Below are 13,557 nucleotides of genomic sequence, written 5' to 3' on the forward strand. Positions count from 1 at the left end.
TCAGCTTTGCTGACCTCGTCGCCAACCTGTTTTCCCTTTAAAAAAGGGAAAGGCTTTTACTTTGTATAATTCTTGATTTATTTTTAATTATTAGGTATTTGTTTGATATCTATAGGGCCATTTGGACTTACTACATACACTTTAGGATCAGGAGTTTTTACTGGAGCAGGTTTTGGTTCTGGTTTTTTCTCAATTGGTTTTAAGTTGTATTGTAAGCTTAGATCCATTCCTAACTGAATAACAGGCTTTGTGATTGCTGCGTTTACTACGATGTCATAACCGTTGTACGGGATAGGGTCATAATAATATGATGTGGGCTTTCTAACAGAGGTTACATTTTTCTGATTTTTAAGAGATTCCATGCTTATGTTTTCTGCAGCGAGGTAGCTTTTGTAAAAATCTTTAGGTGTGTGGTAATATTTTTTGTCGGCCATCATGACATTGTAGTCTTCCATTTTAAAACCTAGTTTCTCGTAGTAGGCTTTCTTTTTAGATACTTCTTCAAGAAGTTTATTTTGAAGATTTTCATAAATAGCTTCTAGGTTTTTTACATAATAATCCACTTTTACCAGGTTGTAAACCTCGGCTTTACCACAAGCGGTAAGGATTTTTTGAAAATCACTGTCTTTCTTGTAACTGATCAAGAGGTTTTGCTGCAATTCAAAACCTACAGGAACTTCGGTATATGTTTTAGAGAATAGCTTTTTAGTAACTTCTATTTCATATTGCGGGACAAAGGATATCATGTCTAAAGAGAACTGTCCTTGAAAACCGTTGCTTTTCAGGTCTTTCTTTACGATCTCGATTTTATCGTTCATCAGTTTTGTAGTTTCCTCAGCAGTTTTACCTACTTGAACGATATTAAAAACAGCCGTATAATCTGTTGCGTCTACATTGTACAAAGACCTCAGCTTTATTTGTAGCACATTGCTAGGTTGTAGATTAACGTATTGTTGCGCATATTGATTTCCATAAGCAGCGCCGTTTCCCATGCTGGTCGCAATATTTGCTCTAGAAATATCCATATCGGCAACCTTACTATTAAAGTTACCCATGTGTTGTGCGCTCATTACTAGAGCTGTGCACATTAAAATTGACGTGATGATCTTTTTCATTTTTCTTGATTTTGATCCAAATCTATCTGGAATAAAAACGTATTGATAATAGAAATGAGTGAAACACAGTTTTGAATGAGTGAAAGAAGTGTGCTGGTGAGTCCGCTTTCGCGAAAGCGGAAAAAACACCATCTTAAATGCCTAAAACAAGCTATTTACAAACAGTCATATATTTTTTAATGACTAAGTTTACACCGAAATGAAACATCTATTCTTATTTATTTTCCTACTGTTTTGTGTGCAAATCAATTTTGCTCAAAACACTTCCAATCAAAAGTCTCGTACTTCTAGTACTAGTATGGTGCTAGAAGGTCAAGTACTTACTGAAAATGGCTCACCTATTTCTGGTATTAACGTTGAAGGCGCAATGGGTAGATATACCACTACTGATGTATTAGGGAGATTTAGTTTGCCTGCAAATATGGGTGAAGAAGTCATCATAAGAGGACTTGATTTTGAGACGGTTTATTATCGTATTAATAGTGACGATGACATTATAATACGTGTTCAAAATCAAGAAAAAGATGCCAAAGAGTTGAGCGCCCTAAGCTATCAAGTGGCGATGGACAGTGCTCAAGAATACCTAAGAATAGACGCAAAAAAAACTGCCGATTTCCTTATCGCAGCTCTTTCAAATAATCCCAAATCATTAACTAAAACTCAAGAGAGCGCAGCTTATGAAAAGTTAGGTGATTTGTACTTTTTTAATAAACAATACGATCTTGCTGTTTCCAATTACCATCAAGCTGCTCAGCTTGTTTCTAATACAGAGCTTGTTGTAAAAAAGGCAGATGCTTTGCGATTAAATGGTAATTATCAAGAAGCGATCACCGCATATTTAAACGTAGATTCTTCTTCCATAGGAAGGTCAAAATCATCAGGTAATAATAATTCTGTTGACTTGAAAATAAGGCGATGGACCGGTTTAGGAGATGCTTATGCAAAAACCAATCAGGGCGATCTAGCATTAGAAACTTATAAGAACGTCTTACTACTTGCTCAAAAAGAGAAACGTACTCAACAGGTAACATCTATCAATTCTAAAATTGCTAAACTCTTAAATGATCTCGGTAGAGAAGATGATGCTGAGGTTTATTTTGACCAGGCAATAATTGAATCAAAGAAGGAAAGTCCTATTGTTAACGCACAAATACAATCTCAAACAGCAGATTTTTATAACAGCAACTCTAGATTTGATGAAGAAATCGCCTTACGTAAGAATAATATCAAGTTGTTGGACAGCATAAATTCTAAAGATAAACGCCTTCAAAATAGTACGAGTAAGCCATCAAGTACTTCAGGTTTCTTAAATAATACTGATATAGATCTGTCAGAGTCAGAAATTGCAGTAAGCGACCTAGATGAAGAAGTCGTTTCAGAAGATACTGTCGTTGCAGCGCCAACTATGGCAGTAGATGACAATATGCTAATAGAAGGCCTTTCTAAACAAAAAGAACAACTCAAAATTGCCGAAGCTTTTAAAGCTCAAAACAAAATTAGTGATGCCATAACTTATTACGAGTCCAGTCTAGAAGAAGCAACCACAAACAATGATCTTGAAGTAAAAAAAGATGCTGCAAAAAACCTTTATGAGCTCAATAAAAAAGCTGGGAATACTAAAAAAGCATTGGACTATAATGAGTTATACATCAATACAGTCGATGCACTTTATCTGGAAAAAGAAAACGAGTTAGAAGCTACAGCAAGAAGAGCAAAAGAACTTGTAGCTAAACAGACTAGAATTTTAACTTTAGAAAAGGACCGCGAGCTTACAGAAAATAAGCTGGCATTAGTAAACACAGAGCGCGAGCTCACACAAGAAATGAATCAGCGCCAGCGCTGGATCATTTATTCACTTGTAGCGCTTAGTTTGTTGCTTCTTACCCTTGCCTATTTTATGTATCGCAATAATAAACAGCAAAAGATCAACAACCATTTGCTAGCTTTAAAATCATTGCGCAGCCAGATGAATCCGCATTTTATATTTAATGCCTTGAATTCTGTAAATAATTATATCGCTCAAAATGATGAACGTGCAGCAAATAAATACCTTGCCGATTTCTCAAAACTCATGCGTAGTGTTTTAGAGAATAGTGAGCTGGACTTTATTCCGCTAGAGAAAGAGATTGATCTTTTAGGTTTGTATTTAAAACTAGAACACGAGCGATTCAAGGATAAATTTGATTATACCTTAGAAATCGATCCTTCATTGCGAGATACTAAATTGCAAGTACCGCCTATGTTGTTGCAACCTATCATTGAAAATGCGGTATGGCATGGATTGCGTTATAAAGAAGAAAAAGGCTTTTTAGATGTTGCTTTCGCGAAAGCGGAAAAAGGAATCCAAGTGACCATAACAGATAACGGTATCGGGAGAGAAAAGTCCAAAGCCATAAAAACGGAACATCAAAAGAAACGCGATTCTAAAGGTTTGGGTAATATTAAAAATAGGGTTGCCTTATTAAACGAGTTGCACGATTGCGAGATTGATATTAAGGTAACCGACGCCGGATTGAGTCCTGATGTGGGAACTACTGTAGTTGTGACCATCAAAAGTTAATAGAATTCTTAAGCAGCTTATAAATTCAAAATATGAAATTAAACGCCATAATTGTAGAAGACGAGCAAATATCAAGAGATATTTTGAAGAACTATATTGCCAAATATTGCAAGGACGTTAGCGTGTTGAATGAAGCGACTAACGTAGATGAGGCTTTTAAAATTCTTGAACATACTGAGGTAGATTTGGTTTTTCTAGATGTAGAAATGCCTTTTGGGACTGCGTTTGATTTGCTAGACAAATTACCTAATAGAACCTTTGAAACCGTTTTTGTAACTGCTTATGATCAGTATGCAAAAGATGCTCTGAATCAGCAGGCGGCTTATTACTTGACTAAACCTATTGATATAGATGAGTTGATCAAAGCAGTAGAAATAGTACAAGCCATAAAAACACGAGAAAGTGAGGTGAACGTAGATTTAAGTATCAAAGAAGAAAACAGCTCACAACTTACCGATAAAATCACCATTCCTACTCAAGAAGGTTTTGAAGTCTTGCCTATTAAAGACATCATCTATTGCAGTGCAGACGATAATTACACGCACATTTATCTAGAAAACGCCACAAAACTGGTTTCTAAAACCTTGAAACATTTTGATGATATGTTATCTGATAAAGGTTTTGCGCGTATTCATAAATCTCATTTGATTAATGTTTCTCATGTCACGGCTTATAAGAAAGGAAAAGGTGGTAGTGTGCTGTTAGGAAAAGTAGAGTTGCCCGTAAGTCCAAGTAAAAAGCTGGGGTTGTTTGAGTATTTTAGTTAGAAGATTAGTTAGAAAGATCTTTTAAATAAAGTTTCACGAATAACAATTACGATATCTAAAAATCCAGCAAATACACTTTTCTATTAGCAATCTCACTAGTTAAAGAGTTTAGTGTTTGTACTTGTAAGTTAGAATAAAGCACATGATCGCCAGGTTTTTCACTTTCATTCAGCATGTTTTTTGCTTTTAAAATGTTGAGCATTTGTCTTGCTACCGCTGCTCCAGAGTCTATAATTCGCACTCTGTTGGGTAACAATTCTTGTAATCGATCTTTAATGTAGGGATAATGACTGCATCCCAAAACCAAATAATCTATTCCAGAAATCATGAACGGTTCTGTGATTTTAATAAGCAGGTCATACATCTCTTCAGAATCTTTTTTACCAGCTTCAATGAGTTCAACGATGCCTGTACCTACTATTTCAATGGTGTTAACGTCTTGAGCAAACTCTTTTTGGGTTTTATTAAATAACTCACTAGATAATGTTCCTTTGGTAGCAAGAATTCCTATTTTTTTTGTGTCGCTTTTAAGCGCCGCAGGCTTTATAGCTGGTTCTATCCCTATAAATGGCATATCATAATGCGATCGTAAGTAACTTATCGCATTTGTAGTTGCAGTATTACATGGCACTGCAATGATTTTACAGTTTTGGCTCAATAAATACTCCGTATTTTTAATGCATAAAGCAATGATTTCTTCTCGAGACTTACGACCATAAGGCGCGTGTTTTGAATCGGCTAGGTAGATGGTATTCTCGTGAGGTAATAATTCTATTACTTCTTTCCACACGCTTGTGCCGCCTACTCCAGAGTCAAAAAAGCCTATCGGATTCTTATTCATTTTCTTAGTATCAAATACAAGATACAAAGTATTATAATGGTTCTAAAAAATAATTTGCTAGTTAGGATATTTTTGATGATTCCGCTTTCGTACTGAAACAAGTTCAGCATAAACTTCTATTTTCAAAAAATAAAATAGAAAGCGAGATCAACACCTACTTTAATGACAGCCACAATCTCCATCGCCACAGTTTGACGAGTTGTATTTATTAGGAAATATAAATTTTCTAAGCAACCAAACCAATGCTATTACAGCTATTAAAACAACTAATATGGTTTGTGCGATATACATTATTTCAAAATTTGAAAAGCACCTAGTGCGGCAAAATAGGCAGCTGCGGTCATGAAGAAAAATTGAATTGCTGGCCATTTCCAGCTATTGGTTTCTCGTTTTACAATAGCAAGCGTACTCATACACTGCATGGCAAAGGCATAGAAAAGAAGCAAGGAAATACCGCTAGCAAAATTAAATAACGGACCACCTAAAATAGGATTAGTCTCGGCTGCCATACGGTTTTTAATAGTTTGCTCTTCTTCTCCATCGCTTTCTACACTATAAATAGTAGCTAGGGTACCTACAAAAACTTCACGAGCGGCAAAGGAACTTACAATAGCGATTCCTATTTTCCAGTCATAACCTAGAGGTCTTACAGCAGGTTCAATACCTTTTCCAATGTAACCTATAAAACTGTATTCTAGTTCATGAGAAGCGATTTTTTGAGCAAGCTCTTCTTCGCTCAAATTTTGATCAGCATATTTTTCTGTAACGATTTGCTCAGCTCCGTTGAACTGGTCGCCTACTCCGTAACTAGCAAGAATCCACAAAACGATGGAGATCGCCATGATTATTTTTCCTGCTCCTACGACAAAGCTTTTGGTTTTTTCTATAACCGTAATGGCTACGTTTTTAAACATAGGCAACTTATAAGCTGGCATTTCCATAACAAAAAATGCTTTACGTTTTATAGGCAACACTTTATTCAATACCCATGCTGAGAATATTGCAGCTCCAAAACCTAGTAGATACAACAGCATTAATGTAAGTCCTTGCAAGTTAAATGCGCCACCTAAAATGCGCTCATCTGGAATTACTAATGCGATAATGATCAAGTAAACGGGCAATCGAGCAGAACATGTTGTAAAAGGAACTACCAGAATAGTAATCAATCGCTCTTTCCAGTCTTCAATATTTCTAGTTGCCATAACGGCTGGAATAGCACAAGCTGTCCCTGATACCAGTGGTACAACACTTTTACCACTCAAACCAAATCGTTTCATAATATGATCCATGAGAAAAACCACTCGACTCATATAGCCACTTTCTTCGAGTATAGCAATAAATAAAAATAAGAAAGCTATTTGCGGAATGAAAATTACAATACCACCTAAGCCTGGTATAATACCTTCGGCAAACAAGTCTGTAAATGGTCCTGCTGGAAAAGTAGTGTTGATCCAAGAACTTATACTAGCAAAAGTCCCATCAATCCAGTCCATAGGGTATGTACTCCAGTCATAAATAGCCTGGAAAATAAGCAAGAGAACCAAAAGGAAAATCAAATAACCCCAAACTTTATGAAGTAAAATACGATCTAGTCTTGACCTGAGATCTTTTGCATTTGCTGTGTCAACAGTAAGAACTTTTTTAAGTAAACCGTTTATAAACTGATAGCGCACAACTGTTTCTTTGTGTTGCATTTTCTTGAGATCGGCCTCAGACTTCACATCAAATTTATGCATCTTTAAATCTTCAATATCTCTATTGCGATCTAGTTTTCCGAAGTTTACATCTTGTGTAATGACCAGCCATAATTTGTAAACCAGCTGTTTAGGATATGTATTTCTAAGTGTGTTGAAATACTCCTTGTCAATTACCGAAGCATTCATGCAAGGCTCTGTTGTAAGCTGTTTGTAATTTGCAATCGCTTTTTTTAACTCATCAATTCCTTGGTTTTTGCGAGCACTTACTAGAACAACACTTGTATTGAGTTCTTTTTGCATCAAATCAATGTCAAGAGAAATCGCTTTGCGCTCCATACGATCTGCCATATTGATGACAAGAATGGTAGGAATTTCAAGATCTTTAATCTGAGTAAAAACGAGAAGATTTCTTTTAAGATTTTCAATGTCAGACACCACTACAGCAACATCTGGAAAGTCTTTAGAATTTCTATTGAGAAGTGTTTCTACCACTATACTCTCATCTATCGAGGTAGTATTTAAACTATACGTACCTGGCAAATCTAGAATATGAGCTTTAAGACCACGATCTATTTTACAGATTCCTTCCTTTTTCTCTACGGTAATACCAGGGTAGTTTCCTACTTGTTGATTTAAACCAGTAAGTCTATTAAAAAGCGATGTTTTACCAGTATTGGGATTACCTATAAGGGAAACATTAATTGATTTACCCATATCGTTCTACGCTTATTTTTACTGCCGTTTCTCTTCTTATGGCTAGATGTGTCCCGTTTATATCAAGGTAAATAGGATCTTTAAATGGAGCAGATTGCATCATGGTAACACGATTACCAGGTAAACATCCCATTTCTAGTAATTTTAAAGGAACGTCAATTTCATCAAATTCTTTGATAATAGCTGTTTCTCCACGTTTAAGATGTGCAATGGTGTTACTCATTCTTATTTAGAATAAATTTGAATAAGCAAAAGTAAGCCATGATTATGGTTTGGTAAAATATATGTTGTTAAAGAAGTATGAAGGTGTTAATACAGACGAAAAATCCGTATTCAAAATACCTATAGGTACTATATTTTGAGCTTCTTGTTCTAGTTGCCCGTCCAGTTGATCTAGATTAACAAATAAATTTTTGTTACTTGCGTTATGCATTTCCAGTAATGCCTGTTTGAAATATTTATAATTAGCGACATTAAAACCTTCTTCTCTATTGAAATTATAAAGATTGGCAAGTTGCATCGTACGCTCATAAATAATCCCACTGCTTACCGCAGATTGATTAACATTATTTAGAGCAACATCCAAAGTAGGATCTTGATTTTGAGCAACACCATTGCATAATGATAGTACTAATCCTACTATAAGAATTATTTTTTTCATAGATTTAATATGTTAAGTGATAAGGTTTCGTTAGTTGTTAAGCCTTCAAGGGCAGCCATTATTATGAGCAGCCTTTTAGTTAAAAGTGGTTTGTAATATTGTTATTGAGTTAATGTCAAATCGTCCTTTGTTAATTAAAACAGTGTCTTGTGGATTTAGAATGTTAGTCAACTTAGCATTAAAGGTTCCAGAGATGATATTACCGTTTACTGAATCTAAAAGCAGTTCCTCAATATAAATGTTTCCAGAATTGTCATAAGATGTGTAAAACGCCTGCTCATCAGTAAGAGGACTTTTGGTTGTACAATGAATGTAAGAATTGTTGTTACCATCTAAACTTCGTAAACCATTTGATGTGTTTACTTCATAAATACCTTCACCAGATAATAGTAAATCCTCAACATGAATTATGAAGGTTCTAGCAACATTAGTTTTGAAATCATGGCTTTCAAACTCTATATTATTTGTTTCAGATCGCAAAACCCTCAAACCTCTATTTGCTACATTAATTGAGGTGTCCCCATCCCTAGGTCTAAAAAACTTGCCATCGATTAAACAACCAAATGTGTTTTCTCCTGTCATGGTAATGGGTGGTAATAAACTTTCTTGAGATGGTGCGTCGTCGCTGTCGCAGGCGATTAAAAAACATAGCGATAGGATTATAGCGAAACCGCAATAAATGCGGTTTGACAAATCCTTAAAGGGATTTTTCATAAGAGTACATTTGATATAATTGCTCAGGGAAGGGAAGTTGCAATTATTTGATCTTAAAGATATATTTATTTGTAAGAAAACAACACCTTACAAAAAATAAATTACTCAACTTCAATTTATAAGAAGTTGTAACTAATTACAATTCTCACAAAAACTACTTCTCAAATAAGTGTTTTTCAATAATTGAAAGGTTACACCTTCTTTTGTGCTAGCATTAAACAATTGACAAAACCGCTCTGGATTCTGACCGTAGGCATTACTTAAGATAACTCGGTAATCATTTTGTGCTACCATGGTATTACTTACAATGGTTTGATTGATGTAGTAAAAAAGAAGATCCTCATTTGCATCTACCTTACTTACAACCGGATAAAGCAAGGCTTTTGAGCTTTCTACATTATCATAATAAGTAAGAAACTGGGCTAGACTTAAATAATCTGAATTAGATAGTTCAATCAATTTGTAGGTATATTTTATTGATTTTACCGCAGCATCCTTTTCTTTGTATTTCTTCTCTCTACGTTTCTTTTCTGCTTTTATAATATCCATGTTAGTGAGCATGCGCAGTATCAATTTATTATTGATTCCATACATTTTTAAACCTCTTATTTGAACCTTAAGGTCTCTTTCTTTTAATCCTTCAAAATCGTATCTATACAAATAGATGTCAATTGCGGTGATGTTATACCTTACTTTTTTATTTTTAGGAGCTACTTCAAGTACTTCTTCTAATTCTCGCTTTGCTGTAAGCGCCTGACTGGCATCTTGATAATATCCAAATACAGCTTTATTATTATTAAAATCTGCATATTTTTTTTGTTGCGGAATTTCCATTTTTGCCAGCAAACTAGGGTCAGAAGCTTTTAACGCTCGGTCAAAAAGGGCCTTTTGAAGTATCATAGCATTTTCAAAATCTCCTTTCTTCAATGTAGAATTAAACGTTGATACTAACTCTTGATTACTCATTCCTTTATAACGCACGATTTTAGAGAGTTCGATAGTTACAATTCCTTTTCTATGTTGAGCTAGGACAGGCTCTAATTCTGCACTCAAAGTCCCGACCAGCTTTTCTTTTATTTCTTGCTTAGAAAGTTGAGCAAGATTTGCGTTTTCTGTGCCTTGTATGGATTCAAAAAATTCTGCCCAATTCTCAGAAGTCACGACTTCGGTAATAACGTCGTTTTTGGTATATGATTTTAAGGAATTCACGATACTGTTTCCTCTTTCTTTTTGAAGTCTTTCATTTATTTCCTTACTTCCTTCTACAGATGCGTAAGCATTGATCTTTATTTTAGAAATTTTGTAATCTGTCAGATTTAAAGAATCATAGATAGGCTTTACATCTTCTGGATAATATTGAGACTTATTCTTTTCAAAAGGAATCGTAAAATTTAAAGTTTTAAACTTTTTTTCAGTGGTTTCTTTTTCAGCTATTGCACCGTCATTTTTATATTTTAATTCGTCTAGATAGATTCCCATGTCTAATAAATTCCATGGAAAAGATTCTAGATTATAAATATTATAATAACCGCACATGGTTTTGTTTCCTAAAAATAGAATGTTGAATTCTAGATCTTTGTCTTTCAAATTTTCAGGAACTCTTCCTACTAGAGTTAGCCAGGAGTTAGAGCCTTTTTTCTTTAATCCTTGAAGGAGTTTTGCTTTGTAAACAGGCTTTAATAAAGTCCCTCGTATTTGAGTATCTGGCAACTCTACACCACATAAATAATTATCTCTCGGGATAACATCTACGGCAATTCCATCGGTTTTATTTTTAAGAACAGATTCAAACCATTCTTTATCAGTTACTCTTAAGAAAAGAGAATTTCCTTTACGTTCTATATTAAAGCCTATTTCTTTTGCTTTGGTGCTCATCATACGATTGTAATTAGAGCAATTATCTGGGTTTTCATCTTTGTCAAAAGTGACACCGTAGTTGTTTTGAGCATCGATAAATAATGTGTTTACCAAAAAGAAGAGTAGGAATAGTAGAAACTTATTTTTCATGTAATTTTTTTAAAGTAGTATGTTGATTTTGAAAAATTTCTTTTTTTGAAATTATTCAGATTAGCTAGTTGGAATATGCGGTCATAAATTATGCCACTTGTAACGGTGCATTAATTTACATCTTGCAATTTATCATCAAGGATTTTAGAGATATTAGTGTTTAATGGTATTTCTTTAATTAAAACTTGTAGTTGACAATGTCACTGTATCAATATCAAACCTCCCCAAAGTTATTTTGATTGTATCTAATCGATTATTGAAATTCACAAGTTTTCCTTTAAAAGTTCCAGAATAAATAAAACCTATGCTTGGAGCAGGTTCAGATTTTAATATTTCTATTTCTCCAGAATTATCGTAGGACACATAGCCTTCGTAACTGTCAGTCTTATTACTCCAAATACGGCAATGCATATATGTATTGTTTTCACCATCAAGACCTCTCAATGAATTTGAGCGGTCTATTTGATAAATACCAGTACCATTAAGTCTTAAATTCTCAAGATCAAGAATTAGATTCCCTATTTTTTCACTTTTAAAATCATTGACTTCAATTTCTGTGTTTACAAGTTCTGAGACACGAGTTCTCATTCCTTTATTACCACTACTGATAAGATTACTACCATCTCTAGGCTTAAAGAATTTCCCATCGATCAAACAACCAAAGGTGTTTTCTCCTGTCATGGTTATGGGTGGTAATAAACTTTCTTGAGATGGTGTGTCGTCGCTGTCGCAGGCGATTAAAAGTATTGAGAATAGTATCAAACAGATTCCGCATCGAGTGCGGAATGACAAGTGATCAAGGAGGTTTTTCATAATTATATGATTTAGAACTTTACAAAGATCTTCTGTCAAAATAAGTCTTTTGAATATAATAAAACTAAAACAACCCTTTCTCTGCCGTTTCAAAACCTTCATCTACAAGATGTTTACTTTTATCCAGCGCTGCATTAACAGCAAGAGCATCACATCTTTCATTTATGGGGTGATCGTTATGACCTTTGATCCATTGCATTTTAGGCTGTGTACGATTGTAGATTTTAATGAATCTTTTCCACAAATCTGGATTTTTAACGTTTTTCCACTTGCGCTTGATCCATCCTGCAATCCAGTTTTTATTTACCGCATCACTTACGTAACGGCTGTCAGTAAAAACAGTGATAGCAACTTCATGATCTGGTTTAATTTTTTCTAGCGCTTCAATTACCGCTAGTAGTTCCATACGATTGTTAGTTGTTTTGCGATATCCTTGAGAAAATTCTTTTTTAAACTTCTTACCTACCGCGACCATAACTATGCCATAACCACCTGGTCCAGGATTACCTCGAGAAGAACCGTCTGTATAAATATGTACTTGATCCATTATTTTAAAAGTTCAGCAATGACTGTAGGATAATATTCATGTTCTAATTGATGGATTTTGCTCGCGAGATCTTCAGCAGTATCATTTTGATCAATTTGACAAGTAGCTTGCTTAATGATCGCGCCTTCATCATAATTTTCATTTACATAATGTATGGTAATACCGCTTTTTTGTTCTTTATTTTCAATAACCGAGCGATGAACATTCATACCGTACATTCCTTTGCCACCATATTGAGGTAATAAAGCAGGATGAATGTTAATAATTTTATTAGGATGGTCTTCGATTAAAAAACTTGGGATTTTCCATAAGAATCCTGCCAAAACGATCAAATCGGGCTGTTCTTGATTTAAAATAGATTGTATTTGTCCCGCTTTCGCGAAAGCGTACCTATTAAAACTCATTGCAGGTATACCAGCTAGTCGTGCTCTTTCTAACACATATGCTTGAGGTTTATTAGATAAAATCAAAGAAATTTGCACTTCATTAGAACTGTTATATCTATCTATAATAGCCTGAGCATTAGTACCATTACCGCTAGCTAAAATTACTATTTTCTTCATAAAAATTAATGGCAGGCTTGTTGTAAACCGTGAGTTGAGTTAGTTAATTGAATAAAAATAAATGAAATTGCAAGTTAACTCAAATGACTAAAACATTGTACGATACCATTTCCACCTCAAAATAATTACATAAAAAGCACTATTTCCCTTTCTACTTCATTTTTGAAAGAAACCGTAGCGATGGCTATGCTTGATTTCAATAACTCGTATAAAGACAAATATTATTTTTTTATTTTGTAGTTATTTTAAACTAGAAACGGTATTAACGCAAAGTTTGTTATTTTTGCGATTCATTTAAAATTAAAATTAGATTATTATGTCAGACATTGCATCAAGAGTAAAAGCAATTATCGTAGACAAATTAGGTGTTGACGAGAACGAAGTTGTTACAGAAGCAAGCTTCACAAATGACTTAGGCGCAGATTCACTCGATACAGTTGAGTTGATCATGGAATTTGAAAAGGAATTTGATATCCAGATCCCAGACGATCAAGCAGAGAACATCGCAACTGTAGGTCAAGCTGTTTCATACATCGAAGAAGCAAAAGCGTAATACTA

13 protein-coding genes are annotated in these 13,557 nt (G+C 34.4%); 3 read left to right on the plus strand and 10 right to left on the minus strand.

The genetic code is table 11. From position 1 onward, the window contains the following. Positions 1-83: 83 nt before the first annotated feature. On the minus strand, positions 84-1,115 hold the full coding sequence (locus tag DDD_RS05945) for an SIMPL domain-containing protein (RefSeq protein WP_041566976.1): 1,032 nt from the start codon (positions 1,113-1,115) through the stop codon (positions 84-86). A gap of 199 nt (positions 1,116-1,314) precedes the next feature. On the opposite strand from DDD_RS05945, the gene DDD_RS17245 reads away from it, so the two are divergent. After that, positions 1,315-3,675, plus strand: a complete 2,361-nt coding sequence (locus DDD_RS17245; RefSeq protein ID WP_015361884.1) for a histidine kinase — start codon at positions 1,315-1,317, stop codon at positions 3,673-3,675. Between the two features lie 32 nt (positions 3,676-3,707). Beyond that, positions 3,708-4,442, plus strand: a complete 735-nt coding sequence (locus tag DDD_RS05955) for a LytR/AlgR family response regulator transcription factor (RefSeq protein ID WP_015361885.1) — start codon at positions 3,708-3,710, stop codon at positions 4,440-4,442. 55 nt (positions 4,443-4,497) lie between these two features. Here DDD_RS05955 and murI read toward each other — a convergent pair whose 3' ends face one another. The 9 genes from murI to purN form a co-directional block, all read right to left on the minus strand. Beyond that, positions 4,498-5,283, minus strand: coding sequence for a glutamate racemase (gene murI / locus DDD_RS05960; RefSeq protein WP_041567350.1), 786 nt, complete (start codon positions 5,281-5,283; stop codon positions 4,498-4,500). A gap of 290 nt (positions 5,284-5,573) precedes the next feature. Beyond that, a complete protein-coding gene (gene feoB / locus DDD_RS05965; RefSeq protein WP_015361888.1) occupies positions 5,574-7,694 on the minus strand; it encodes a ferrous iron transport protein B in 2,121 nt (706 codons plus the stop codon). Next, positions 7,687-7,917, minus strand: a complete 231-nt coding sequence (locus DDD_RS05970; protein WP_015361889.1) for a FeoA family protein — start codon at positions 7,915-7,917, stop codon at positions 7,687-7,689. The genes feoB and DDD_RS05970 overlap by 8 nt, the downstream gene beginning before the upstream one ends. A 42-nt stretch (positions 7,918-7,959) precedes the next feature. Next, positions 7,960-8,355: a hypothetical protein gene (locus tag DDD_RS05975; RefSeq protein ID WP_015361890.1), complete on the minus strand. Its 396-nt coding sequence runs from the start codon at positions 8,353-8,355 to the stop codon at positions 7,960-7,962. Between the two features lie 75 nt (positions 8,356-8,430). After that, positions 8,431-9,069 carry a DUF5025 domain-containing protein gene (locus DDD_RS05980; RefSeq protein ID WP_015361891.1) on the minus strand — a complete coding sequence of 213 codons (639 nt, stop codon included), beginning with the start codon at positions 9,067-9,069 and terminating at the stop codon, positions 8,431-8,433. 132 nt (positions 9,070-9,201) lie between these two features. Then, a complete protein-coding gene (locus tag DDD_RS05985; protein ID WP_015361892.1) occupies positions 9,202-11,076 on the minus strand; it encodes a hypothetical protein in 1,875 nt (624 codons plus the stop codon). Positions 11,077-11,250: 174 nt separating this feature from the next. Next, on the minus strand, positions 11,251-11,889 hold the full coding sequence (locus DDD_RS05990) for a hypothetical protein (protein WP_015361893.1): 639 nt from the start codon (positions 11,887-11,889) through the stop codon (positions 11,251-11,253). Positions 11,890-11,953: 64 nt separating this feature from the next. Continuing rightward, entirely contained in the window at positions 11,954-12,436 is a 483-nt protein-coding gene (gene rnhA / locus DDD_RS05995; RefSeq protein ID WP_015361894.1) for a ribonuclease HI, read from the minus strand. Next, complete coding sequence (gene purN / locus DDD_RS06000) at positions 12,436-12,999, minus strand: phosphoribosylglycinamide formyltransferase (RefSeq protein ID WP_015361895.1); 564 nt, start codon at positions 12,997-12,999, stop codon at positions 12,436-12,438. The genes rnhA and purN overlap by 1 nt, the downstream gene beginning before the upstream one ends. A gap of 316 nt (positions 13,000-13,315) precedes the next feature. On the opposite strand from purN, the gene DDD_RS06005 reads away from it, so the two are divergent. Beyond that, on the plus strand, positions 13,316-13,552 hold the full coding sequence (locus tag DDD_RS06005) for an acyl carrier protein (protein WP_015361896.1): 237 nt from the start codon (positions 13,316-13,318) through the stop codon (positions 13,550-13,552). Positions 13,553-13,557: the final 5 nt, after the last annotated feature.

The organism is Nonlabens dokdonensis DSW-6, assembly GCF_000332115.1.
Taxonomy (GTDB): Bacteria; Bacteroidota; Bacteroidia; order Flavobacteriales; family Flavobacteriaceae; genus Nonlabens; species Nonlabens dokdonensis.